The following is a 23116-nucleotide window of genomic DNA, read 5'->3' on the forward strand; positions in this document are numbered from 1 at the left end:
GATCGCCGGGAGCGCGCCGCGCCGGTGCGGCACGATGGAGGGCATGAGCGCACGCGTACGGGCACCGGAACTGCGGGGTCGGGCCTGGCTGAACACCGGCGGCAAGGCCGTCACGCTGGCCGATCTTCGCGGCAAGATCGTTTTGCTCGACTTCTGGACGTTCTGCTGCGTCAACTGCCTGCACGTGCTCGACGAGCTGCGCCCGCTCGAAGAGAAGTACGGCGACGTCCTGGTCGTGATCGGGGTCCACTCGCCGAAGTTCGAGCACGAGAAGGACCCGGCGGCGCTGGCCGCGGCCGTCGAGCGGTACGGCGTGCACCACCCGGTGCTCGACGACGCCGAGATGGACATGTGGCAGCAGTACGCGGCCAAGGCGTGGCCGACCCTGGCCGTGGTCGACCCCGAGGGGTACGTGGTCGCCACCATGGCCGGCGAGGGGCACGCCGAAGGGCTGGCCCGGCTGGTCGACGAGCTGATCGCCACCCACGAGGCGAAGGGCACGCTGCACCGGGGCGAGGGCCCGTACGTGCCTCCCGCCGAGCCGGACACCGTGCTGCGGTTCCCCGGCAAGGCCGTACCTCTCGAAGGCGGGAACCTACTGGTCAGCGACTCGGCCCGGCACTCCCTGGTCGAGCTGGCCGCCGACGGCGAGACGGTGGTCCGCCGCATCGGCACCGGTGCCCGGGGCCGGACCGACGGCCCGCCCTCCGCCGCCACGTTCGCCGAGCCGCAGGGGCTCTGCCTGCTGCCGCCGCACGTGGCCGAGGTGGCCGGTTACGACGTGGTCGTCGCGGACACTGTCAACCACCTGCTGCGCGGCGTACGGCTGTCCTCCGGCGAGGTGGTCACGGTGGCGGGCAGCGGGCGGCAGTGGCGCTCGACCGTCGACGACCACGCGCACGACGCCCGCGCTGTCGACCTGTCGTCCCCGTGGGACGTGGCCTGGTACGACGACCGGGTGGTCGTCGCGATGGCCGGCATCCACCAGCTCTGGTGGTTCGACCCGATCAAGCGGACCGCCGGCATGTACGCCGGCACCACCGTCGAGGCGCTGCGGGACGGCCCGCTGCCGGACGTGTGGATGGCCCAGCCGTCCGGGTTGTCGGTGTCGGCCGACGGCAGCCGGCTCTGGGTCGCGGACAGCGAGACGAGCGCGATCCGGTGGGTCTCCGGCGGCGTGATGCACACCGCCGTCGGGCAGGGCCTGTTCGACTTCGGGCACGTGGACGGCCCGGCCGACCAGGCGTTGCTCCAGCACCCGCTGGGCGTGTGCGCGCTGCCCGACGGCTCGGTGCTGATCGCCGACACGTACAACGGTGCGGTGCGCCGCTTCGACCCGGAGACCGGGCGGGTGGGCACCGTGGCGGACGGGCTGGCCGAGCCGAGCGACCTGGTGCTCACCGGTGAGGGCGACGTGCTGGTGGTCGAGTCGGCCGCGCACCGGCTGACCCGGCTGGCGCCGGGCGCGCTGACGTCGGCCGGGGCGAACACGGTGGACGGCCCCCGGCACCGGCTGGAACGGAAACCGACCGACGTGGCGGCCGGGGAGCTGACCCTGGACGTGATCTTCACGCCGGCGCCGGGGCAGAAGCTCGACGAGACGTACGGGCCGTCGACCCGGCTGGTGGTCTCGGCGTCCCCGCCGGAGTTGCTAATCGAGGGCGCGGGCACCACCACCGACCTGTCCCGCAGGCTGGTGGTCAGCGGCGACGTGGCGCAGGGGGTGCTTCAGGTGACGGCCCAGGCGGCGACCTGCGACGCCGACGTGGAGCACGCGGCCTGCCACCTGACGCGGCAGGACTGGGGCGTGCCGGTCCGGGTGGTCACCGGTGGCGCGACCCGTGTGCCGCTGGTCCTGCGCGGGATGGACGCCTGACGGCGCGTGTTAAGAAGGGCCCCTTCCTCTACCGAGGGCGTTAACAGGGGGCCCTTCCTTTCACGCGAACGGAGTGGGCGTGACCCCCGCGTCGACGAGCGCGGCCCGCACGAGTTCCGCACACCGCACCGCCCCCGGCGTGTCCCCGTGCAGGCAGATCGACTCGACCGGGCAGGGAATCACCGTGTCGTCCACAGCGACCAGGGTCTGCTCGACGGCCATCCGTACCGCCCGGGCGGCCACCTGCTCCGGGTCGGTCACCAGCGCGTCCGGTGAGCCGCGCGGCACCAGCGTGCCGTTTGGCAGGTAGTTGCGGTCGGCGAAGCCCTCGGCCACCACGCGCAGGCCCGCGCCGGCCGCCAACTGGGCCAGCACGGTGCCGGGCTGGCAGAGCACCGGCAGCTCGTGGTCGTACCCGCTGATCGCCGCCACCAGCGCGGCGGCCTGGCCCTCGTCGCGGGCTGCCGCGTGGTAGAGCGCGCCGTGCGGTTTGAGGTAGCGGACCCGGGTGCGGTACAGCCGGCAGAAGGCGTCGAGCGCCCCGAGCTGGTAGATCGTCTCGTCGCGCAGCTCGGCGAAGTCGTACGCGATGTGCCGCCGGCCGAAGCCGGCGAGGTCCCGGTACCCGACCTGCGCGCCCACCGCGACGCCGCGTTCGGCGGCGCCGGCGCAGACCCGGTGCATGGTGGCCGCGTCACCGGCGTGGAAGCCGCAGGCGACGTTCGCGGAGCTGATCAGGTCGAGCAGCGCGTGGTCGTCGCCCAGCCGCCAGCTTCCGAATCCCTCGCCCAGGTCAGCGTTGAGGTCCATGGAACGTCACCGTAGTGCCTGGCCGGGCCTGGGCGAGCGCTGTCACGTCGTCCACCACCCCGATGACCGGGTACCCCCCGGTGGTGGGGTGGTCGGCCAGGAAGACCAGCGGCCGGCCGTCCGGCGGCACCTGCACCGCGCCGAGCACCAGACCCTCGCTGGGCAGTTCACCGGCGACCGCGCGGGGCAGCGCCGCGCCGGCCAGTCGCGCGCCGACCCGGTTGCTGTCCGGGCTCATCGTGTACGCGGCGCGGCACAGCAGGTCGAGCGCCTCGGGGGTGAACCAGTCCTGCCGGGGCCCGGGGCGCACGGCCAGCCGCAGTTCGTCGGGGACCGGCCCGGTGACGGCGAGGTCGACGGGTGCGGGTGGGCCGGCCGGGGTGCCGAGCGGCAGCCGGTCCCCGTCGCGCAGCGGCGGCGGCCCGAGGCCGGAGAGCGTGTCGGTGGCGCGGCTGCCGAGCACCGGCTCGACGGCGATCCCGCCGCTGACCGCCAACCAGGTCCGCACCCCGGCGCGGGCCGGTCCGACGCGCAGCACCGCGCCCGCCGGGAGCGAGAGCGCCCGTCCCACGTCCCCCGGGCGCGGTTGTGTGTCCCCGGCCCGCCACTCGACGGTCACGTCGGCCGGGGCGCCGGTGAGCGCGACGGCGACGGCCCGGGTGAACCGCAGTACGCAGCCGGTCATGGTGATCTCCAGGCCGGCGGCGCGTTCGTCGTTGCCGGCGAGCCGGTTGGCCAGGCGCAGGGCGGCCGGGTCGAGGGCGCCGGAGCGGGGGACGCCGAGGTGCGCCCACCCGGGGCGGCCCTGGTCCTGGACGGTGGTGAGCGCCCCGGCCCGCAGCACCTCGATCACGGGGCGTCGACCAGCCGGACCCGGGTGCCGGGGGTGAGCCGGGCGGGCGGGTCGGCGTGCACGTCGAACAGCGGCAGGTCGGTGCGGCCGACGAGCAGCCAGCCGCCGGGGGACGCGGTGGGGTAGATGCCCGCGTACGGGCCGGCGAGCGCGACCGAGCCGGCCGGCACCCGGGTACGCGGCGTGGCGAGCCGGGGCACCGCCAGCTCGGGCGGCAGCCCGGTCAGGTACGCGAACCCGGGCGCGAACCCGCAGAACGCGACCCGGAACTCGGTGCGCCGGAGCCGGTCGGCGACGGCCGGCACGTCGACGTGCCAGTGTTCCGCGACCAGTGGGAGGTCGTCGCCGTCGTACACGACCGGCACCCGGACCTCGGCGGCGGCCGTGCCGGAGCCGGTGGTGCGGGGGTGCCAGCGGGCGATCCGGGCTGCGGTCGCCTCCGGGTCCGGTACGCCGTCGAGCAGCACGGTGACCGCGCCGGGGACGATCTCGGTGGCGGTCAGCTCGCCCGCTTCGCGCCGGTGCCACAGCTCGGCCCGCCACGCCTGCGCCTGGGCCGCGTCGTCACAGTCGAGGAGCAGGGCGTACGCCCCGACCGGCCGGATCCGCATCCGGTCATCCTCCCGTCGGGTGAGGTGACGGTCCACACTACTTACAAGTAACCTACGCCGTCGTAACCTATTGAGGTGACGACCTCCGCACCGTTCCGGCTCCGGCCGGCCGACATCGGGAAGCCGCGTATGCGCGGCTGGCTGCACGCGTACGCGTTCTTCGCCGCTCTCGTCTGCGGCATCGTGCTCTGTTCGATCGCCGCCGGTCGTCCCGGCTGGGCGCCGCTGGTGAGCTGCCTGATCTACAGCTTCACCGTGTGCGGGTTGTTCGGCACCAGCGCGCTCTACCACCGGCGGGTCTGGTCCGAACGCGGCTACCAGATCATGCGCCGGATGGACCATTCGATGATCTTCGTGTTCATCGCCGGCACCTACACGCCGTTCTGCGCGCTGCTGCTGGACACCCGGCAGGCCACGATCATGCTGAGCCTGGTCTGGGGTGGCGCGATCGCCGGCGTGGCGGTCAAGCTGATCTGGCCGCACGCGCCGCGCTGGGTGTCCGCCCCGCTCTACCTGGCGCTCGGCTGGGTCGCGGTGGCCATGCTGCCCCAGATCCTGCGCGAAGGTGGCGTCACCGCGCTGGTGCTGCTGAGCGCGGGCGGCGCGATCTACAGCGTGGGCGCGGTGTTCTACGCGCTGCGCCGGCCGAATCCGTGGCCCACCGTCTTCGGGCACCACGAGTTCTTCCACGCCTGCACGCTCGTCGCGGCGATCTGCCACCACATCGCGATCTACTTCGCCCTGTTCGCCTGAGCCGGGCCGCGTCACCGGCGCGGCTCCCCGGGCATGCGCGAGGGCCCCGCGCCGTTGCGGGGCCCTCGGGTTCTCGGGGGGTCAGGCCGGGTAGCCCGAGCCCGGACGGCGCACCTCGCGGTACTCCTCGCGCACGACGCGGTCGTCGCGCACCGGCACCACCGGCTCGGCGACCACCTGCTCGCGCACCGGGGCGGCCACCACCCGGCGGCGGCTGTTCCAGAAGTAGAGCGTGGTGAGCAGGCCGGCGACCCCGGCGAGCATGAGCACCCAGCCCACCACGTTGAGGTTCAGCCACCCCAGGTCGGCGTCCACGGCGAACGCGAAGATCGCGCCGAGCGCGATGAGAAAGATGCTGGCACCGATGCCCATGACGTCGCCTCCTTGGCGTCCTGCTGGCGTTTCCTGCCCGCCGCGGCCATGGATGAGGTAGCGGCACCCATCGACATACCCAGGCGCTTTGATCGTCAATCAGGCAAGCTGGGCGGTATGACGGACGGCAGGAACGGGCAGCGGACGCTGGTGCTGCTGCGGCACGCCAAGGCCGAGCAGTCCGCGAACGGCCCGGACGCGGAGCGGTCGCTCACCGCGCGGGGACACGCCGACGCGGCGGTGGCCGGCGCCTGGCTCGCCCGGCAGGGGCTGCTTCCCGACGTGGTGCTCTGCTCACCGGCCCGGCGCACCAGGCAGACCTGGCACGACGTGGCGACGGGCATGACCGGCTCACCGCCGGAGGGCGGCCCGGCGGGACCGCTCCCAGCGGTGCGGTACGAGACGACCGCGTACGACGCGCACCCGGCCCAGTTGCTGGATCTGCTGCGGACGGTCGACCCGACCGCCGGCACCGTGCTGCTCGTGGCCCACAACCCGGGCGTCTCGCTGCTCTCGGCGTTGCTCGACCCGCAGCGGGCGGACCCGGACGGGCTGCGTACCACGGATCTCGTGGTGCACCTGCCGACGACCGGGTGGGCCGACCTGGCCCCGGGAGGCGCGCCACTCACCGCCCGGCACACCGCCCGCGCCTGAGCGGTACGGCTTCAGCCGACCCGGCTGTCGTAGGCCGCCCGGTTGGCGAGCACGTCGTCCATGTTCGCCTCCGCCCAGACCTTCAGGCTCCGGATCGTCTCGTGCAGGGAGAACCCGAGGCCGGTCAGCTCGTAGGTGACCGTCGCCGGCACTGTCGGCTCCACGGTGCGGGTGACCAGGCCGTCGCGTTCCAGGGCGCGCAGCGTCTGGGTGAGCATCTTCTGGCTGACCCCGGGGAGGGTGCGGGCCAACTCGGAGTACCGCCTCGGGCACGGTTCACCGGCGCAGTCCGCCCCGAACCGGTGCGAGCCGTCGCTGCGCAGCGCGGCCAGCACCAGCGTGACCCACTTGTCGGTGATCCGGGCGAGCAGTTGCCGGCTGGGGCACTGGGCCAGGAACGCGTCGTACTCCGCCTTGCTCATCCCTGCTCCTGCCGTCCGGCGAGCTACGCACTTTCAGGTGCCTACTTCCCACCAGAAACTTACACGCCAATAGTGGAACTCGGCGCCGTCACCCCGGCGGAGCCGCCAACGGACGACGAGAGCCAGAGGTACACGTATGGCACCCACCACCCTTCCCGGCGGCACCTGGACCCTGGGCGACCTGACCGTCACCCGGTTCGGCTACGGCGCCATGCAACTCGCCGGGCCCTGGGTCATGGGGCCGCCGGCCGATCACGACGGCGCCCTGGCGGTGCTGCGCGAGGCGGTCGCGCTCGGCATCACCCACATCGACACCAGCGCGGCGTACGGGCCGCACGTCACCAACCGGCTGATCCGGGAGGCGCTGCACCCGTACCCGGAATCGCTGCACGTCGTCACGAAGGTCGGCGCGGACCGGGACGAGCAGGGCAGCTGGCCCACGGCCCGGGATCCGGAGAGCCTGCGCCGGCAGGTCCGGGAGAACCTGGAGACGCTCGGCGTGGACGCGCTCGGCCTGGTCAACCTGCGGCTCGGCGACGCCACGGGGCCGCAGCCCGGCTCGCTCGCCGAGGCGCTGGAGACGCTCGTCGCGCTCCAGCAGGAGGGCGTGATCCGCCACCTCGGCCTGAGCAACGTGACGCCGGAACAGGTCGCCGAGGCACAGACCATCACGCCGATCGTCTGCGTGCAGAACCAGTACAACCTGGCCCACCGCGGCGACGACGACCTGATCGACGAGCTGGCCCGGCAGGGCGTCGCCTACGTGCCGTTCTTCCCGCTCGGCGGCTTCACCCCGTTGCAGTCCTCGGCGCTGTCCGCGGTGGCCGCACGCCTCGGGGCGACGCCGATGGGCGTCGCCCTGGCCTGGCTGCTGCGGCGCTCGCCGAACATCCTGCTGATCCCCGGTACGAAGTCCGTCGCGCACCTGCGTGAGAACGTCGCCGGCGCCGGCCTGCCCCTCTCCGGCGACGACCTCGCCGAGCTGGACCGGATCGGCCGCTGAGAGGCGACCTCAGGACGGCGGGGCGGTCGGCGGCGGCGGGTCGGGCGGCGGCGGCATCATCGCTGTCGGATGCGACAGCCGGTTCTCCTCCACGATGAGCGTGCGGGCCCGCTTGCGGCGGTCCTGCCAGAACCACAGCGTCGTCAGCAGGACGCCCAGCCCGGCCAGGATGAACACCCAGCCGACCGCACGCAGGTCGATCCACCAGACGTTGGCCCGGATGGCGAAGGTCATGATCGCGCCGAGCGCGATGAGAAAGATGGCGCTACCAATGCCCATGTGCGCTGCACTCCCCCGTGCGATGGCCTTGGGCGTACTCGGTCGTGGTCCGCGACGGTTACCCGCCACCGGGCCGCCTATCCACCCCCTGGCGCGCGCACGACGACGGCCGGCGGGCTGGTGCCCGCCGGCCGTCGTCATGAGGGGGAGAGTGACGCTTCAGGGGTGAAAGCCCCCGGAAGGGCTCAGAAGACGTCCTCCGGGAGGTCCATGATCTCCAGGTCGGTGCCCTCGATGATCCGCCGGTCGGCGCCGATGCGGGGCAGCACCTCGCGGGCGAAGAACCGGGCGGCGGCGACCTTGCCGGCGTAGAAGGACTTGTCGGCGGCGGAGACCTCGCCGGCCAGCGCCTTCAGCGCCACGTCCGCCTGCTTCTGCAGGAGCCAGCCGACCACCAGGTCGCCGATCGCCAGCAGGAACCGGCGGCTGCTCAGGCCGACCTTGTAGAGCGCCCGGGTGTCGCCGCCCTGGGCCTCGCCCAGCCAGCCGGTCATCACGCCGAGGATGTTCTGGATCTCGGCGAGCGCCTTGCCGAGCGCCTGACGCTCCTCCTTGAGCTGGCCGTTGCCGGCCTCGGAGGCGATGTGCTCCTGGATCTCGGCGGCGACCGCCATCAGGGCCTTGCCGTTGTCCCGGACGATCTTCCGGAAGATCAGGTCGAGGCTCTGGATCGCGGTGGTGCCCTCGTACAGGGTGTCGATCTTGGCGTCCCGGACGTACTGCTCCAGCGGGTAGTCCTGGAGGAAGCCGGAACCGCCGTAGGTCTGCAGCGCCTCGTGGCCGAGCAGCTCGTACGCCCGCTCCGAGCCGACGCCCTTGACCAGCGGCAGCAGCAGGTCGTTCACCCGCTTGGCCAGCTTGGTGGCCTTCTCGTCACCGGCCGCCTCGGCGATCGAGACCTTGTCCTGCCAGGTCGCGGTGTAGCAGACGAGCGCGCGCAGGCCCTCGGCGTACGACTTCTGCAGCAGCAGCGAGCGGCGCACGTCCGGGTGGTGGGTGATGGTCACCCGTGGCGCGGTCTTGTCGGCCATCTGGGTGAGGTCGGCGCCCTGCACCCGGTTCTTGGCGTACTCCAGCGCGTTGAGGTAGCCGGTGGAGAGCGTGGCGATCGCCTTGGTGCCGACCAGCATCCGGGCGTACTCGATGATCATGAACATCTGGCGGATGCCGTCGTGCTTCTCGCCCAGCAGCCAGCCCTTGGCCGGTACGCCGTGCTCGCCGAAGGTCACCTCGCAGGTGTTCGAGACCTTCAGGCCCATCTTGTGCTCGACGTTCGTGGCGTAGACGCCGTTGCGCTCGCCCAGCTCGCCGGTCTCGGGGTCGAAGTGGTACTTCGGCACGACGAACAGCGACAGGCCCTTGGTGCCGGGGCCGCCGACGCCCTCGACGCCGACCGGACGGGCCAGCACGTAGTGGACGATGTTGTCGCTCAGGTCGTGCTCACCGGAGGTGATGAAGCGCTTCACGCCCTCGATGTGCCACGAGCCGTCCGGCTGCTGGATCGCGCGGGTACGGCCGGCGCCCACGTCCGAGCCGGCGTCCGGCTCGGTGAGGACCATGGTCGAGCCCCACTGCTTGTCGATGAACAGCCGGGCCCACTTCTTCTGCTCCTCGGTGCCCTCGACGTGCAGCACGTGGGCGAAGGACGGGCCGGAGGCGTACATCCAGATCGGTGCGTTGGCACCGAGCACCAGCTCGGCGAGCGACCACCAGAGGGCGCGCGGGGCGTTGGTGCCGCCCAGGGACTCCGGCAGGTCCAGGCGCCAGAACTCGGAGTCCATGAACGCCTTGTACGACTTCTTGAACGACTCCGGCAGCGGCGCGGTGAACGTCGCCGGGTCGAAGACCGGCGGGTTGCGGTCGCTGTCCGAGTAGCTGGCAGCCAGGTCCTCGCGGGCGAGGCGGTCGACCTCACCGAGGAAGCTGCGGGCGGTGTCGACGTCCAGGTCCGTGAACGGGGCCTGGCCGAGCGTCCGGTCCGCCCCGAATACCTCGAACAGGTTGAACTCGAGGTCCCGCACATTGCTCTTGTAGTGGGTCATGCTCGCTGGCCCCGCTTCCGGACAGGTGTTACCGATCAGTAACTCCAGACTGTATTACTCGCCGGTAGGCAACGACAAGCGGATCTCGGAAGTGACAGCGATTACACACTTCCCGTTCATCCGTCAGCGGCGCCGACCTCCCAGCTCGGCACCGCCGCGGCGGGGGCGCTGCGCGGGCCGACGTACTCCATCAGGACCAGCGCGATGTCGTCGTCGAGCCGCCCGTGCACCCACTCGACCAGGGCGGTCTCCAGCGAGGCCAGCCCGTCGGCGACGGTGCCGTGGCCGAGCAGCCGCCAGGCCCGGTCGGCGGTGGGGAAGAACTCGCCGTCCCGGCGCGCCTCGCCCAGCCCGTCGGTGAACAGCAGCAGCCGGTCACCCGGCTCCAGCCGCTCCACCCGGGGCCGGACCACGGGCATGAACCCGAGCGGCGGCGCGGGCGCGGGCGGCTCCAACGGGATCACCGCGCCCCTGCGCAGCAGCAGCGGTGGCGGGTGCCCGCAGTTGACGATGGTCAGCGTGCCGCCGCGCTCCTCGACCAGGGCCGCGGTGACGAAGTCCTCGTCGCCGACGTTGCGGGCCACCGCGCGGTCCAGGTCGGTCACCACCGCGCGCAGGTCGGCCCGCTCGTACGCGACGTGCCGGTACGAGCCGAGCACGATGCTGGCCAGGCGGACCGCGTCCAGCCCCTTCCCGCGTACGTCACCGATGATCATGCGGACGCCGTACGGGGTGTCCATCACCTCGTACAGGTCGCCGCCGATCTCGGCGGTAGCGGTGGAGGAGATGTACCGCGCCGCCACCGCCAGCGTGCCGACCTGCGGTCCGAGCGGTCTCAGCACCGCCTGCTGGGCGACCGAGGCGAGCCGGGTCAGCTCCGCGATCCGCTCCGCCTGGCGCTGGCGTATCGCCGCCGTGGCCGCCGCGATCGCGGTGGCCGCCCCGACCGCCGTCACGTTGACGACTGTCACCAGCGGGCTGCCCCGTTCGGCGAAGGCGAAGGCGATCCCGATGGCGGTGGCCAGGCCGCCCACTGCGAGCACCACCCGCCAGGACGCCAGTGCCGCCGCGAGGAACGGCGCGACGACCATCAGCGCGAGGTAGTGCGCCGGGCGGCCGTCGGCCAGCTCCACCGCCACCACGATCGCGAGCAGCGCGAGGGCCGCGCCGAGGCCGGCGCGGGATCCGGGACTCAGCGGGCCGCGGCCCGGCTGGAAGGGTTGCGTGCGTACATCGGACAGCATGCCTGATGGATGTGAGCGGGAGAATGAACCTGGCCCGTCGGTTGTGGAAGTTCTGCCCGAGTGGCCGGTCAGCCCAGCACCTCGTACCGGACGTTCACGTGGCCGAGGCCGGTGGCGGCGATGGTCGCGAACGCGGCGCGGGAGAGGTCCAGGCACCGTCCGTCGATGAACGGGCCGCGGTCGTTGATCCGCACCACCACCGACTTGCCGTTGGCCGGGTTGGTGACCCGGACCTTCGTGTTGAACGGCAGCGTCTTGTGCGCCGCGGTGAGCGCGTTCGGGTTGAACGTCTCGCCGTTCGCCGTCATCTGGCCCTCGGCGTAGAAGGAGGCGCCGCAGGAGCCGCTGTTCACGACCTTCGGGCCGCTCGTCTTCTTCGCCGTCGGCGACGGCGCGGTGGTGCGGGGCTTGCTCCGGGAGGCCGCCTGGGTACGGCTCGCCTTCGGGCTCGGGGTGGCCTTCGGCGACGGGCTGAGGCTCGCGCTCGGCGAGGCAGACGCGCTCGGCGAGGGGGCGGCCGAGGTGGGGGCGGGAGTGCTGGGCAGGGCCTCGACCGCGACCGGCTCGGCCGGCGGCTCGCCGGCGGTGAGCCGCACGGCGCCGACGGTGCCGCCGACCGCGAGGGCCACACCGACCGCGGCGGTCGCGGCGATGGCGGCGGGCGAGGAGAACTTGCGGGTACGAAGGTGCCTAGCAGCCACCGGCCCGGTCCTTTCGTCAACTGAACAAACCGGCCCGGACCGTAACGAGAGAAGCACTTCCGAAGTCAACGTGATCATGGTGCTATGCCCGCATTTACCCTGGTACGTGTAGCCGATCACGCCAGAGTCGATCGGCCGAACGGCCCACCGATCCGCCAGGATGGAACCCGTGCTGACTCGTCGCCTGGTCGAGCTGTTCCGGTGGATCGACCCCGGGCCGGGCAGCACCCACCTGGTCAGCGACATCTCCGGCTGGTGGCGTGACCCGGAGGTGCTGGCCCAGGTCGGGCCGGCCCTGGCCGGGCTGTTCCCGGGCACCAGTCCGACCGTCGTGATCGCGCCGGAGGTGACCGGGCTGCTGCTCGGCCCGCTCGTCGCGGTCGCCGCCGACGCGGGTTTCCTGCCCGCGTACAAGGACGGTGGCGGGCGACGCCGGCCCGGGCCGACGCGCTGGGCCGACACACCCCCCGACTACCGGGGACGGCGGCTGCGGGTCGGCGTGGACGGGAGGCGGCTCGGCCCCGGCGACCGGGTGCTGCTGGTCGACGACTGGGTCGACACCGGCGCGCAACTGGACGCGCTGCGCCGGGTCGTCGCGGACGCCGGAGCCGACCTGATCGGCGCAGCCGCGCTCGTGGCGACCTGCCCACCCGAGGTGGCCGGGCGGCTGAGGCTGCGCGCCCTGCTCACCGGCGACGAACTGCCGTGAGACGCCGGGAAACCGGGTGAGCGCCGGCGGTACGGTGCCGTAGCGTCGGCGGCATGTGGCCCCGCATCGGTGGATTGCGCGCACTCGCCCTCGGCACGCCCGGCGAGCTGCGTACCCGGCTCAACACCCTCGTGCTCTCCGGCGTGAAGACCGCCACCGCCGGTCTCGTGCGGGAGTACGACGAGGAGGGCGAGGAACTGGAGACCGTCGGCGAGCGGCAGGTGCTCGTCGACGACGACGACCGGTTCGTCGCCGTGATCGAGGTGACAGGCGTCGGGGTGGTGCGCTTCGCCGACGTGCCGTGGGACTTCGCCCGCGCCGAGGGCGAGGGCGACCGGTCGATCGAGGAGTGGCGCGAGGGCCACGCCGCCTACTGGGCCCGGCAGGGCACGCCGGTCACCGACGACACAGCCGTCGTCTGCCTCCGGTTCCGGCTCGTCTCCACCGAAGGCGGCGTCGGCACCTAACCGGCCCGGCGCAGCTCGGGCAGCAGCGCCGCCGCCTCCACCAGCACTGCCTCGTCACCCGCGTACCAGCTGCTGGCCCGGGGCCAGTGCGTCACCACATCGGTGAAGCCCAGCCGGGCCGCCCGCCCGACCTGCTCGGCGAGGAAGTCGGCGCTGGTCAGCGAGAACACCGGCGCCGAGTCGAGCGACAGATAGCGGTCGAGCGTCGCCGGGTCACGGCCGGCCTGCTCCAGCGTCCGCGTCATCCGGTCGGACAGCTCCGCCACGGTGCCCCACCACGCCTCGATGTCGTCGCCGCCGAGCCCGGTGGTCACCCAGCCCTGCCCGAACCGGGCGACCAGCCGCATCGAGCGGGGACCGTTCGCGGCGACCACGAACGGCACCCGGGGCCGCTGGACGCACCCCGGGTTGTTGCGGGCGTCCACAGCGGTGAACCACTCCCCGCGCCAGGTCGTGCCGTCCTCCCGCAGGATCGCGTCGAGCAGCTCGGTGAACTCGGCGAACCGGTCGACGCGCTGCCGTGGGGGCAACGTCTCGCCGCCGAGCACCGCCGAGTCGAAGCCGATGCCGCCCGCGCCGAGGCCGAGCAGCACCCGGCCGCCGGACACGTCGTCGAGCGCCGTGACCTGCCGGGCGAACGCCGCCGGGTGCCGGAAGTTCGGGGAGGCCACGAGCGTCCCCAGCTTCACCCGGGACGTCACGCCGGCCGCCGCCGTGAGCGTCGTCCACGAGTCGAACCACGGCCCGTCGACCAGGTCACGCCAGCCCAGGTGGTCGTAGGTCCAGGCGTGGTCGAAGCCCCACTCGTCCACCTGGGCCCACCGCCGGCGCGCTTCCGACCAGCGCTGGTCGGGCAGGATCACGATGCCGATTCGCATGAGCGCCAGGGTACGACCCGGGTCGGACAGTCCGACCCGGGTCGCGGGGATCACGTCGCCAGGTCGGCGACCACGCAGGCGATGTTGTCCGGTGCGCCGGCCGCGTACGCCAGCTCGACCAGGCGCGCGACGGCGGCCTCCGGATCGTCCGCCTCGGTCAGCGCGGCGTGCAGCGCACCCGGCCCCACCACCGCGGACAGGCCGTCGGAGCAGAGCAGGTAGCGGTCACCGGGCAGCGCGGTACGCAGCGCCAGATCCGCCTCCACCTCCCCGCCCGCGCCGAGCGCCCGGGCCAGCAGCGCCCGCCGCGGATGCGCCAGGGCCTCCGCCGGCGTGAGCCGCCCCTGGTCGACGAGCGTCTGCACGTACGTGTGGTCCTGGGTGAGCCGGGACAGCTCGCCGCCGCGCAGCAGGTACGCCCGGCTGTCCCCGACGTGCGCGAGCGCGAGCCGGGTGCCGCGCCGCACGAGCGCGGTGAGCGTGGTGGCGGGCTGGTCGGCGTCGGTGGCGTGCGCGCGTACCGCCTGATCGGCCCGGCTCACCGCGTCGGCCAGCGCGGCGAGCAGATCGGCCTGCGGCGCGTCGGCCTGCTCCAGCGGCCGCAGCGCGTCCACCGCCGCCGCACTGGCAGTGGACCCGGCGGGACCGCGTACGCCGTCGGCGACCGCGAGCAGCGTCGCGCTCGCGTACGCGGTGTCCTCGTTGGAGTCGCGGACCGTGCCGGTCTCGCAGCGCGTCGCGTACCGGAAGATGGTCTCGGACATGGTGGTGCCCCTCTCGCTGAGCCTGTCGACGAGGAGCGCGACGGCCCGGCCGCGCGCCGCGGTGTCCGCGCTGACCCGCCGCCACCAGGCGTCGAGCGTCTCGGCGGCGGCAGCGGGCGGAAGGCCGCAGACGGTACGGATCTCGGCCAGCGGCATCCCGGCCCGGCGCAGCCCGGCGATCAGCCGCGCCCGGTCCGCCTGCTCCGGCGCGTAGTAGCGGTAGCCCGAGTGCGGATCCACAGCGGCAGGGGGCAGCAGCCCGCAGTCGTCGTAGATGCGCAACGCCTTGGCGCTCAGGCCGGTCGCCCGGGCGAACGCGCCGATGGTCAGCAGCCGCACCGTGCCTCCCTCGCGCTCCTCGTGCCGGTCACCGCGACCGGCACCGACCACGCTGGGCCTTGCCGCGGGGGACGGGTCAAGGCTTGATTACCGCGGCAGCGGGTTGGCGTCGGCAGCCGCGCGGACGAACTCGCGTACCCGGGAGGTGGTGTTCCCGGCCGGCCACACCGGACCGCGACAGATCGGCGGCGCGTCGTGGATCGGCACGTAGGCCACGTCCGGGCGGGCGTAGAACCGCCGGGCCTGCTCGCCCACCGGCAGCACCCCGCGCCCCAGCGCGACGAGCGCCAGCATCTCGGAGAAGCTGCCACCTGCCGGACCCTTCGGCACCGGACGGCCGGACGGGGTGCGGTCCGGCGTGCGGTCCTGTTTGAACGCGGCCGACGTCACCGCCGGGTACCGCACCACCGGATGGTCACCCAGCACCTCCAGCGACACCGACTCCTCGCGGGCCAGCGGGTGATCGGCGGGCACCGCGAGCACCCGGCCCTCGCGCACCAGCACCGGGCCGTTCGCCATGCCGTCGAAGGGGTACGAGGCGATCAGCACGTCGATCGTGCCGTCCAGCAGGCTCGACCGGGTGCTGGCCAGCGGCGCCTCGTGCACGTGCACCTCGCAGTCCGGGTGACGCTCGGTGAACAGGGCCACCGCGCGCAGCAGCACGGGTGCCGTCGACTCGCCGACGTACGCCACCCGCAGCTCACCGGTGAGCCCGCGCCCGGCGTCCACGGCCCGCCGCACCGCCGCCTCGATGCCTGCGACCAGTGGGCGCATCTCCTCGGCCAGGCGGGCGCCGATTGGGGTGAGCCGGACGACCCGGCTGGTGCGCTCGAACAGCGGCGCGCCGATCCGGCGTTCCAGCTTGCGCACCACGTGGCTGACCCGGCCCGTGCTCACCCGCAGCCGCTCGGCGGTCCGCCCGAAGTGCAGTTCCTCGGCCAGGGTCAGGAACGTCTCGACCTCGTACCGCTCCAGCACCGGGCACCTCCGTCGTTGCCTGCGGGTCAACGATCGTAGTCCGGATCGGGCTTGGCCGGGTCGGCGTGCCGGAGCAGGGTAGACGGCATGCGGAACGATCTGAAGGTGACCGTTTTCGACCATTTCGTGCTCTCGGTGACCGACGTCGAGCGCTCCCTCGGCTTCTACTGCGGCACGCTCGGCCTGGCCCCGGTGCGGGTCGACAGGTGGCGGGCCGGCGAGGCGCCGTTCCCGTCCGTACGCGTCGACGCCGGCACCATCATCGACCTGGTCGAGGGCGACCCGGCAGGGTCCAACGTGGACCACTTCTGCCTCGTGGTGGAGCCGGTCGACTGGCAGCGGGTGGTCGACTCGGGGGTGTTCACCGTGCTGACCGGCCCGGTCCCGCGCTTCGGGGCGCGCGGCACCGGCACCTCGGTCTACGTCCGCGACCCGGACGGCAACACAGTCGAACTGCGCTGCTATCCGGCCGACGCCTAACCTGGTCCGATGCCGGAGCTGGAACGACTCGCCGCCCACCACGCGCCCGCCGTGCTGCGGTTCGAGCGGGAGAACCGGGCGTACTTCGCCCGGTACGTCCCCGACCGGGGCGACGACTTCTTCACCGGGTACACCGCCCGGCACGCGGCCCTGCTGGCCGAGCAGGAGCGCGGCACCTGCCACTTCCACCTGCTGGTCGGCGACCACGGCGCCGTGCTCGGGCGGTTCAACCTGGTCGACGTCGCAGGCGGCAGCGCCGAGCTCGGCTACCGGGTGGCCGAGCGCGCCGCCGGGCGCGGGCTCGCGAGTGAAGGCGTACGGCGCGTCTGCGAACTGGCCCGCACCGAGTACGGGCTGCGCCGGCTGGTCGCCTCGGCGGCGCTGGCGAACCCGGCCTCGCTGGCGGTGCTCAAGCGTGCCGGTTTCGTACCCGAGGGTCCGGTGGAGCTGGCCGGGGAGCCCGGCCTGCGCCACGTGCTCGACCTCCGCGCGCCCTAAGCGGCGGCGTCCCCGTAGGCGGGAGCGCCGGCCGGCTCGTACGTCAGCTGGAGCGTGCCGTGGGCGTGGGTGACCGACTCGGCGAGCCGCAGCGCGCTCGGCACCGTCCCCTCGCCGAACAGGCGCTTGCCGGTGCCGAGCACGACCGGGTACAGCCACAGGTTGAGCCGGTCGACAAGGCCGAGGCGCAGCAGCGACTGCACCAGGTCCAGGCTGCCGATCACGTGGACCTCGTCGTGCCGGTCCTTCATCTCGGCGACGCGCCCGGCCAGGTCACCGTTTACCAGCGTCGAGTTCGCCCAGGCCAGCGGCTCGGCCAACGTACGGCTGGCCACGTACTTCGGCACGCCGTTCAGCAGGCCGGTGAAGGGGATCTCATCCGACGCCTTCGGCCAGTAGCCGGCGAAGATGTCGTACGTCTTGCGGCCCAGCAGCAGCGCGTCCATGCTGCTCGCCTGCTGGAACATCACCGCGCCGGACTCGTCGTCGAGCAGCGGCATCTGCCAGCCGCCGTGGTTGAAGCCGCCCTCGCGGTCCTCGTCCGGTTCGCCGGGCGCCTGCGCCACGCCGTCAAGGGTCAGGAACTCGGTCACGATCAACTTGCCCATGGGTCCACTCCTCCGGTTGCCGCTCTTTCCCGGTCAGACCCGGCGGCGGCCCGCGACTCATCGCATCGACACCGCCGCATTCGGGTGCCGCAGGCCGCGAGATCGCAATCCGGCTGAGCACCGTGGAGGCAGACCGGAGTGAGTTTCCCCCGGGGGAGTGTCAGAGCGCGGTGCCCCGGGGCGCCTGACCGGCCCAGGCGGCGAGCCGCCGGGTCAGTTCCGCCAGCCGCGTCCGGTACTCGCGGCGCATCTGCGCGCCGGCATCCACCGGCATGCCCGCCGGGAGCTCCACCCAGAACTCCTGGGTGAGACGGCACGAGCCGGGTCCGAGCGGCACAACGGTGAGCTCGCCGCCGCTGGGGCAGCCGACCATGAGGGTACGGGTGACGGCACGACGGCCCGGCTCCATCTCGACGACCTCGTGGATGACGCCCATCCGGCCGGTGGGGGTCCGATGCACGAACGCCTGGATCTCGCCGACTCCCTTCGGGCCGGGCAGCGTCACGCCGAGCTCCACCGAATCGTGCAGCGCGACCGACGAGGCCGGGTCCCACAGGAAGCCGAAGGCCGCCTCCGCGCTCGTGGGCAGGTCGACGGTGGCCGTCTCCCGTACGCGGACCGGCTCGGTCGTCACCCTGATCATCCGCAGACGTGAGCGCACGCCGCATTGTGTCAGTCGAGCCGCCGACCGTGGGGGCATCTCCGCTGACGGCCACGCCGTCACTACCCCAATGTGTGGGACCTGCCGGGAGGTCATGTCGAGGCGGGGGAGGACCCGAAGGAGAGCATCGTGCGGGAACTTCGGAATCTGCTACCCCGGGCAACGGCGACGACCAGTCGTCTACCTGACCCATCGAGTCGCTAGGTCAATTCCACGGTCGGCGGACTGCCGTGCTTCGCCGTCATTTCCTTGTATTTTCGCAGGTCGGCACCGAAGTCATACCCGGAGAAACGAAGCATGGCCGGCTGCCCTCCGTCGTGATACACCGAGACCTTGAACTGGCGGGACAACATGTCTCTTTCAGTCATCGAGGCCAGCATGGAAGGCACGAAGAGCGTCCAGCTCTGCGAGTGGTGGCCCTCGATGGTGACCGGGAGATCCGGCCCGATCATCAACCCCCCGGACATGGAGCTGCCCAGTGTGGAGCCCGCCCGAAGGACGATGCTCGAAATCTGAACGGCGGCCGGACCGTCGTTGGCTACTTCAAACTGCAGTCCTCGGGTAAGAGTGCCATCGGGATACCTTCCCACCGCCCACCCCACCCGGACACCGAGCCTGGTTCTCTGTCGTCCATAAATCAGAACAGAGATGCCGAGGCTGACGACAGAAAGGATCGCGGCGAAAACTGAGATCGCGACGCTCAAGGTATGCGCGGTAGGCACGTCAGCAGGGTCTCACCTGCCCGCAACTTCCCCTGGCCGCCGCCGGGAAGCACACTTCGAGGCAAGTGGGGACTCTGGCGGCCGGGCGGCGACCCTCTCGGCTTGCCGGAGTCAACGCAAGCGGGACGACCTCCCGCCCCCTCCACAGGCCCGGCGGCTGTCGACGGTCTTCGCCGTCCCGGAGCCGGGGCGCTTCCGCCGGCGAGGCGCCTCAGCCGCTCCGCGACCGTCGCCGAGGCGCCGGGCACGGAGCGGCAGCACACGAACAGGCCCCAGCCAGGAACCTGTCCTGAGCTGGGGCCTTACACTTGGAGCGGGTGACGGGAATCGAACCCGCACTGTCAGCTTGGGAAGCTGATGTTCTGCCATTGAACTACACCCGCAGGCGGCACCACTCTACCTGAAGGTCACCGCTCCCGTGCAGTCAGGTGCGCGCCCCACCTCGACGAGGTGGCGGCGTCGGCGGGCGGTTGACCCCGCCACCTCCCCGAACTGGAGTGAGTCAAGCACCCACCGGAGCCGGCCCGCGCGAAGTTGCACGTCGGAAACGTATGGGCGTTCTCAAATGCGTCGATGGGATGTAACGTCTGCCCCACGTTTCCGAACCGGCGTGACACACCCCCTGGCACGCCGTCAGAAAGAGGTGGGCCCATGGGACTCCGTCCCAACCTGCTGACCCGGCGTACCGCCGGTGTCGCGACGTCGACCCTCGCGCTGCTGCTCAGCACCGCCGCCGTCGGCGTCGTCCCCGCTGCTTCGGCCTTCTCGGCCGCCCCGGCCGGCACCTGCGCCGAGCCGGCCGACGCCCACGCCGACGAGCACGCGAACGCCCGCGTCGCGAAGGGCGGCAACGCCAAGCTCGACCCCAACCACCTGACCGCCCAGCAGGTCCGTGACCGTGAGGCCGACCTCGCCGCCGCGCAGCGCGAGCGGGCCAACTTCCGGACCGGCGCCGTGGCCCCGCTGGCCACCGTGACGATCCCGGTCGTCGTGCACGTCATCCAGGAGAACAGCACCCGGGCCGGTGGCAACATCACCGACTCGATGATCAACCAGCAGATCACCGTGCTGAACCAGTCGTACGCGGGCTCGACCGGCGGCGCCGCCACCGCGTTCGGGTTCCAGCTCACGAAGATCAACCGGGTGACGAACCCGTCGTGGTACCCGATCGTGCAGGGCTCCTCCGCCGAGCGCTCGATGAAGACCTCGCTGCGTGAGGGCGGCAAGAACACGCTGAACATCTACCTGGGCGAGCTGAGCGACAGCCTGCTGGGCTGGGCGACGTTCCCGAAGCGGACGCTGGACAAGATGGACGGCGTGGTGGTGCTCAACGAGTCGCTGCCCGGCGGCACCGCGACCAACTACAACCAGGGTGACACCGGCACCCACGAGGTCGGCCACTGGCTGAACCTCTACCACACCTTCCAGGGCGGCTGCTCCGGCTCGGGCGACAGCGTCTCCGACACCCCGGCCGAGGCGTCCCCGGCGTACCAGTGCCCGACCGGCCGGGACACCTGCTCGACCGCCGGCAAGGACCCGATCACCAACTTCATGGACTACACGTACGACTCCTGCATGTACCAGTTCACCGCTGGCCAGGCGAGCCGCATGCTCACCGCGTGGAACGCCTACCGCGCAGCCTGACCGTCGTACCGCGTACACCGGTGCCGGCCCTGTCCTCGGACGGGCCGGCACCGTTCGTCGTGGACCGGGTCAGGCGGCCGGGCGGCGGGTGTCGAAGCCGTGCCGGCCGCGAAGGCCCTCGGCGGCGACCGGGTCACGCCGGGCCGGTTCGGCCCCGCGCGGATCGAGCCACACCCGCACCTGCGGCGGGGCGGCGCCGGGCTGGGCCACCGGGTCGCGCCGGGTCAGCATCGCCGCCTCGACAGTGAACTCGAACAGCCGCCAGTCGCCCTGTGGCGCCGCGCGGGCGATCCGGGCCAGCCGCGTCACCGTGGCCGGGTCGGTCACCTGCCGCGCGCGCCCCGCGATGTACGCCTCGTCGTCGCTCTCCTCCGGCGGGAACGAGTGCAGCGCATAACGGCCGTCGCGTTCGAGGTCGCGGCGCTTCGGCGAGTCGACGACGAAGCACCAGAGCCCGTCGGCGGTGATCACCGGGGAGACCGGGTGGACCCGGGGGCCGCCGTCGGCGCGGACCGTGGCGAGGTAGCCGAAGCCCGGCCCATACTGCTGCATCAGGAGGCGGATCTCGTCGGCGAGGCGGGGCTCGTCGACGGCGAATTCGGACCAGGAAGCCATGTGGACACTCTATCGAACACGTGTACGAAGATGTAGTGCGACACGCAGGTCACCCATACCGGTCGCTATGGTGTTCGGATGCTGCTCTCCGACCGCGACCTGGTCTCCGAGATCAAGGCCGGCACGCTCGCGCTGGAGCCCTTCGAGCCGACGCTGGTGCAGCCGTCGAGCATCGACGTACGCCTGGACCGGCTGTTCCGGGTCTTCAACAACCATCTCTACACACACATCGACCCGTCGAAGCAGCAGGACGACCTGACCTCGATGGTCGAGGTGCCGGAGGGACAGCCGTTCGTGCTGCACCCGGGCGAGTTCGTGCTCGCCTCCACGCTTGAGGTGATCTCGCTGGGCGACCAGCTCGCCGGGAGGCTGGAGGGCAAGTCGAGCCTGGGGCGGCTGGGGCTGCTGACCCACTCGACGGCCGGATTCATCGACCCGGGCTTCTCCGGCCACGTCACGCTGGAGCTGTCGAACGTGGCGAACCTGCCGATCACGCTCTGGCCGGGCATGAAGATCGGCCAGCTCTGCATCTTCCGGCTCTCCTCGCCGGCCGAGCACCCGTACGGCTCGGCCGTCTACGGCTCGCGTTACCAGGGGCAGCGCGGCCCGACGCCGAGCCGGTCCTGGCAGAGCTGGCGCACCTGGCCGACGCGCTGACGGACGCCCGCAGTTGTTAAGAAGGGCCCCCTCCTCTACCGGAGGCGTTAAGAGGGGGCCCTTCCTTACACCCGGCCGTAGCTGTTGATGTCGCCGTCGTCGACCCGCTTCATCGTGATGGGCTTGCCCGACTGGGAGGCGTGCACCACCCAGCCGTCGCCCACGTACATCGCCACGTGGTGCAGGTCGCCGTAGTAGAAGACGAGATCACCGGCACGCAGCTCGGCACGGCTGACCCGCTTCGTCACGCCGTGCTGCTGGCGTGCGTTGTGCGGCAGCGACACGCCGCCCTTGGCCCACGCCGCCAGGGTCAGGCCCGAGCAGTCGAAGTGGTCCGGCCCGGCCGCGCCCCAGACGTAGATCTTGCCGATCTGGGCGCAGGCGAACTTGACCGCCGCACCGGCCGCGCCACCGGGGTAGCCGGCCGGGCAGGGCGCCGGGCGCAGCGGGCCGCCGCCGCCCTTGCCGTACACCTTGAGCCGCAGCTTCTGCAGCCGGGCGATCTCGGCGTCGATCTGCTTCTTCTTCGCCGCGAGCTGGGCCTCGGTGCGCGCCAGCCCGGCGATCATCTCGTCCAGCGGCTTCTTCTTCGCCGCCAGTTCGTCGCGCAGCGCGGCGACGGAGCGCACCTGCTCGTGCTGGCGGTGCGCGAAGCGGTCGAGCAGTTCCAGGCCGTTGACCAGGTCACCCGGCGAGCGGCTGCCCAGCAGCGCGTTGACGGTGGAGAGGTTGTCGCCCTTGTAGGCGTCGGCGGCGAGCCCGCCGACCTGGCCGAGCGCGGCGTCCACCCGGGCCTGGAGGGGTGCGATCTGCCGGCCGAGCGCGTCGGCCTGCTCGCGCCGCGCGGCGAGCTGTTCGCGTACGGCGTTGACCTGTTCGATGACCGGTTCGAGCTTGTTCCAGTCGCGGTCGATCTGGGCCTCGATCTCGGCGACCGAGGGTTCGGCGTGTGCCGCGGTGGCGCCACCGGTCAGGACGACAGCGGTGCCGACCAGGGCGGCGAGGGCGGTGGTGAAGCGGGACCAGCGGGTACGCGGCACAGCCGTGGACCGGTCGACAGACCGGCTCGACGACGGCCGCGGGGCATGGAGTGCCACCGGCGTCCGTACTCCTTCTTCAGTTCCGCCTACCGGGTTAGCTGACGGATTCGGGCGGGAAGGGAGCCGCCCTACCGCATCGCTGCGGATTCACCCCAGGTACCTGGTTCCCCGGCTCGCCCACTGGCGACTCGGCGGTGCCGGTCCGTCACCGACCGGGTTGGACGGTGAGACGTACGGCCGACGATTCACCAGAGTAGGGACCACCGTTATCGATCCGCAACTTCCAGCGACGTGACACTCCGTACGCGATCCGGCGGCGAACCACTGACGGAGGTGAAATTTTCTTTCACGGCTGATTACTTACTGGAAAGGTATTGACCATCACGGGTGTGCGGAGTGAGGGTGGAGACGCAGTGACCCCCATCCCTGTCCAGGA

Annotated in this window: 27 protein-coding genes, 1 tRNA gene, 1 pseudogene and 1 riboswitch; of the genes and pseudogenes, 11 read left to right on the forward strand and 18 right to left on the reverse strand. The window is 72.2% G+C overall.

Annotation, left to right across the window (positions count from 1 at the left end; all coding sequences use genetic code 11):
• Nucleotides 1–43: 43 nt before the first annotated feature.
• A complete protein-coding gene (locus AB0C17_RS11235; protein WP_357385239.1) occupies nucleotides 44–1876 on the forward strand; it encodes an NHL domain-containing thioredoxin family protein in 1833 nt (610 codons plus the stop codon).
• Nucleotides 1877–1936: 60 nt separating this feature from the next.
• Here the strand turns inward: AB0C17_RS11235 and AB0C17_RS11240 are convergent, their stop codons facing one another.
• From AB0C17_RS11240 to AB0C17_RS11250, 3 genes are read right to left on the reverse strand one after another with little or no spacing between them, the layout of a single operon-like run.
• Nucleotides 1937–2686, reverse strand: a complete 750-nt coding sequence (locus tag AB0C17_RS11240; RefSeq protein ID WP_357478165.1) for a 5-oxoprolinase subunit PxpA — start codon at nucleotides 2684–2686, stop codon at nucleotides 1937–1939.
• The gene (locus tag AB0C17_RS11245) at nucleotides 2670–3539 is read right to left on the reverse strand and encodes a biotin-dependent carboxyltransferase family protein (RefSeq protein WP_357385243.1); all 870 of its coding nucleotides are present in this window, start codon (nucleotides 3537–3539) and stop codon (nucleotides 2670–2672) included. The genes AB0C17_RS11240 and AB0C17_RS11245 overlap by 17 nt, the downstream gene beginning before the upstream one ends.
• Complete coding sequence (locus AB0C17_RS11250; protein ID WP_357468493.1) at nucleotides 3536–4150, reverse strand: allophanate hydrolase subunit 1; 615 nt, start codon at nucleotides 4148–4150, stop codon at nucleotides 3536–3538. Before AB0C17_RS11250 ends, AB0C17_RS11245 begins: the two co-directional genes overlap by 4 nt.
• Before the next feature lie 75 nt (nucleotides 4151–4225).
• On the opposite strand from AB0C17_RS11250, the gene AB0C17_RS11255 reads away from it, so the two are divergent.
• On the forward strand, nucleotides 4226–4903 hold the full coding sequence (locus AB0C17_RS11255) for a hemolysin III family protein (protein ID WP_357385247.1): 678 nt from the start codon (nucleotides 4226–4228) through the stop codon (nucleotides 4901–4903).
• A gap of 81 nt (nucleotides 4904–4984) precedes the next feature.
• Here AB0C17_RS11255 and AB0C17_RS11260 read toward each other — a convergent pair whose 3' ends face one another.
• Complete coding sequence (locus AB0C17_RS11260; RefSeq protein WP_318331784.1) at nucleotides 4985–5275, reverse strand: DUF6458 family protein; 291 nt, start codon at nucleotides 5273–5275, stop codon at nucleotides 4985–4987.
• Nucleotides 5276–5392: 117 nt separating this feature from the next.
• On the opposite strand from AB0C17_RS11260, the gene AB0C17_RS11265 reads away from it, so the two are divergent.
• Nucleotides 5393–5929: a histidine phosphatase family protein gene (locus AB0C17_RS11265; RefSeq protein WP_357385250.1), complete on the forward strand. Its 537-nt coding sequence runs from the start codon at nucleotides 5393–5395 to the stop codon at nucleotides 5927–5929.
• A gap of 11 nt (nucleotides 5930–5940) precedes the next feature.
• Here the strand turns inward: AB0C17_RS11265 and AB0C17_RS11270 are convergent, their stop codons facing one another.
• Entirely contained in the window at nucleotides 5941–6351 is a 411-nt protein-coding gene (locus AB0C17_RS11270; RefSeq protein WP_357478167.1) for a helix-turn-helix domain-containing protein, read from the reverse strand.
• Nucleotides 6352–6487: 136 nt separating this feature from the next.
• On the opposite strand from AB0C17_RS11270, the gene AB0C17_RS11275 reads away from it, so the two are divergent.
• Nucleotides 6488–7354 (forward strand): aldo/keto reductase family oxidoreductase, encoded by an 867-nt coding sequence (locus AB0C17_RS11275; RefSeq protein WP_357478170.1) that lies wholly within the window; start codon nucleotides 6488–6490, stop codon nucleotides 7352–7354.
• A 9-nt stretch (nucleotides 7355–7363) separates the two neighbouring features.
• Here the strand turns inward: AB0C17_RS11275 and AB0C17_RS11280 are convergent, their stop codons facing one another.
• From AB0C17_RS11280 to AB0C17_RS11295, 4 genes are all read right to left on the reverse strand, one after another.
• Nucleotides 7364–7633: a DUF6458 family protein gene (locus AB0C17_RS11280; protein ID WP_013283345.1), complete on the reverse strand. Its 270-nt coding sequence runs from the start codon at nucleotides 7631–7633 to the stop codon at nucleotides 7364–7366.
• A gap of 185 nt (nucleotides 7634–7818) precedes the next feature.
• Entirely contained in the window at nucleotides 7819–9675 is a 1857-nt protein-coding gene (locus AB0C17_RS11285) for an acyl-CoA dehydrogenase (protein WP_357385256.1), read from the reverse strand.
• A gap of 116 nt (nucleotides 9676–9791) precedes the next feature.
• Entirely contained in the window at nucleotides 9792–10919 is a 1128-nt protein-coding gene (locus AB0C17_RS11290) for a PP2C family protein-serine/threonine phosphatase (RefSeq protein WP_357385258.1), read from the reverse strand.
• 68 nt (nucleotides 10920–10987) lie between these two features.
• Entirely contained in the window at nucleotides 10988–11620 is a 633-nt protein-coding gene (locus AB0C17_RS11295; protein ID WP_357385260.1) for a septal ring lytic transglycosylase RlpA family protein, read from the reverse strand.
• A gap of 160 nt (nucleotides 11621–11780) precedes the next feature.
• Between AB0C17_RS11295 and AB0C17_RS11300 the strand changes: the two genes are divergently transcribed.
• Together AB0C17_RS11300 and AB0C17_RS11305 are read left to right on the forward strand one after the other, a co-directional pair.
• Entirely contained in the window at nucleotides 11781–12329 is a 549-nt protein-coding gene (locus AB0C17_RS11300; protein ID WP_357385262.1) for a phosphoribosyltransferase, read from the forward strand.
• 53 nt (nucleotides 12330–12382) lie between these two features.
• Nucleotides 12383–12796 (forward strand): ASCH domain-containing protein, encoded by a 414-nt coding sequence (locus AB0C17_RS11305; RefSeq protein WP_357385264.1) that lies wholly within the window; start codon nucleotides 12383–12385, stop codon nucleotides 12794–12796.
• Here AB0C17_RS11305 and AB0C17_RS11310 read toward each other — a convergent pair.
• The 3 genes from AB0C17_RS11310 to AB0C17_RS11320 form a co-directional block, all read right to left on the reverse strand.
• A complete protein-coding gene (locus AB0C17_RS11310; protein WP_357385266.1) occupies nucleotides 12793–13674 on the reverse strand; it encodes an LLM class flavin-dependent oxidoreductase in 882 nt (293 codons plus the stop codon). The two genes, AB0C17_RS11305 and AB0C17_RS11310, sit on opposite strands and share 4 nt — an antisense overlap.
• 50 nt (nucleotides 13675–13724) lie before the next feature.
• Nucleotides 13725–14777, reverse strand: coding sequence for a MerR family transcriptional regulator (locus AB0C17_RS11315; protein ID WP_357478173.1), 1053 nt, complete (start codon nucleotides 14775–14777; stop codon nucleotides 13725–13727).
• A gap of 87 nt (nucleotides 14778–14864) precedes the next feature.
• Complete coding sequence (locus AB0C17_RS11320) at nucleotides 14865–15755, reverse strand: LysR substrate-binding domain-containing protein (protein ID WP_357478176.1); 891 nt, start codon at nucleotides 15753–15755, stop codon at nucleotides 14865–14867.
• 87 nt (nucleotides 15756–15842) lie between these two features.
• On the opposite strand from AB0C17_RS11320, the gene AB0C17_RS11325 reads away from it, so the two are divergent.
• Together AB0C17_RS11325 and AB0C17_RS11330 are read left to right on the forward strand one after the other, a co-directional pair.
• Nucleotides 15843–16235 carry a VOC family protein gene (locus tag AB0C17_RS11325; protein ID WP_357478179.1) on the forward strand — a complete coding sequence of 131 codons (393 nt, stop codon included), beginning with the start codon at nucleotides 15843–15845 and terminating at the stop codon, nucleotides 16233–16235.
• Nucleotides 16236–16244: 9 nt separating this feature from the next.
• The gene (locus tag AB0C17_RS11330) at nucleotides 16245–16733 is read left to right on the forward strand and encodes a GNAT family N-acetyltransferase (protein ID WP_357478181.1); all 489 of its coding nucleotides are present in this window, start codon (nucleotides 16245–16247) and stop codon (nucleotides 16731–16733) included.
• On the opposite strand, the gene AB0C17_RS11335 is transcribed toward AB0C17_RS11330, so the two are convergent.
• Both AB0C17_RS11335 and AB0C17_RS11340 read right to left on the reverse strand, forming a co-directional pair.
• Nucleotides 16730–17341 (reverse strand): dihydrofolate reductase family protein, encoded by a 612-nt coding sequence (locus AB0C17_RS11335; RefSeq protein ID WP_357478183.1) that lies wholly within the window; start codon nucleotides 17339–17341, stop codon nucleotides 16730–16732. The genes AB0C17_RS11330 and AB0C17_RS11335 overlap by 4 nt on opposite strands.
• Before the next feature lie 160 nt (nucleotides 17342–17501).
• Nucleotides 17502–17984 (reverse strand): hypothetical protein, encoded by a 483-nt coding sequence (locus AB0C17_RS11340; RefSeq protein ID WP_357385280.1) that lies wholly within the window; start codon nucleotides 17982–17984, stop codon nucleotides 17502–17504.
• An 84-nt stretch (nucleotides 17985–18068) separates the two neighbouring features.
• On the opposite strand from AB0C17_RS11340, the pseudogene AB0C17_RS11345 reads away from it, so the two are divergent.
• A pseudogene (locus AB0C17_RS11345) lies at nucleotides 18069–18206 on the forward strand (NUDIX domain-containing protein); the annotation flags it as partial.
• Here AB0C17_RS11345 and AB0C17_RS11350 read toward each other — a convergent pair.
• Nucleotides 18203–18724, reverse strand: coding sequence for a hypothetical protein (locus AB0C17_RS11350; RefSeq protein WP_357478186.1), 522 nt, complete (start codon nucleotides 18722–18724; stop codon nucleotides 18203–18205). The pseudogene AB0C17_RS11345 and the gene AB0C17_RS11350 sit on opposite strands and share 4 nt — an antisense overlap.
• Nucleotides 18725–19033: 309 nt before the next feature.
• Nucleotides 19034–19107, reverse strand: a tRNA-Gly gene (locus AB0C17_RS11355).
• Between the two features lie 268 nt (nucleotides 19108–19375).
• On the opposite strand from AB0C17_RS11355, the gene AB0C17_RS11360 reads away from it, so the two are divergent.
• Nucleotides 19376–20368, forward strand: a complete 993-nt coding sequence (locus AB0C17_RS11360; protein ID WP_357385284.1) for a zinc metalloprotease — start codon at nucleotides 19376–19378, stop codon at nucleotides 20366–20368.
• A gap of 69 nt (nucleotides 20369–20437) precedes the next feature.
• Here the strand turns inward: AB0C17_RS11360 and AB0C17_RS11365 are convergent, their stop codons facing one another.
• Nucleotides 20438–20983, reverse strand: a complete 546-nt coding sequence (locus AB0C17_RS11365; RefSeq protein ID WP_357478188.1) for a pyridoxamine 5'-phosphate oxidase family protein — start codon at nucleotides 20981–20983, stop codon at nucleotides 20438–20440.
• Between the two features lie 78 nt (nucleotides 20984–21061).
• On the opposite strand from AB0C17_RS11365, the gene dcd reads away from it, so the two are divergent.
• Nucleotides 21062–21640, forward strand: coding sequence for a dCTP deaminase (gene dcd / locus AB0C17_RS11370; RefSeq protein ID WP_354866296.1), 579 nt, complete (start codon nucleotides 21062–21064; stop codon nucleotides 21638–21640).
• A 65-nt stretch (nucleotides 21641–21705) separates the two neighbouring features.
• On the opposite strand, the gene AB0C17_RS11375 is transcribed toward dcd, so the two are convergent.
• Complete coding sequence (locus AB0C17_RS11375) at nucleotides 21706–22737, reverse strand: NlpC/P60 family protein (protein ID WP_357385288.1); 1032 nt, start codon at nucleotides 22735–22737, stop codon at nucleotides 21706–21708.
• Nucleotides 22738–22748: 11 nt separating this feature from the next.
• Nucleotides 22749–22884: riboswitch (cyclic di-AMP (ydaO/yuaA leader) on the reverse strand.
• Nucleotides 22885–23116 lie beyond the last annotated feature (232 nt).

The organism is Micromonospora sp. NPDC048887 (genome assembly GCF_040649715.1).
Lineage (GTDB): Bacteria > Actinomycetota > Actinomycetes > Mycobacteriales > Micromonosporaceae > Micromonospora.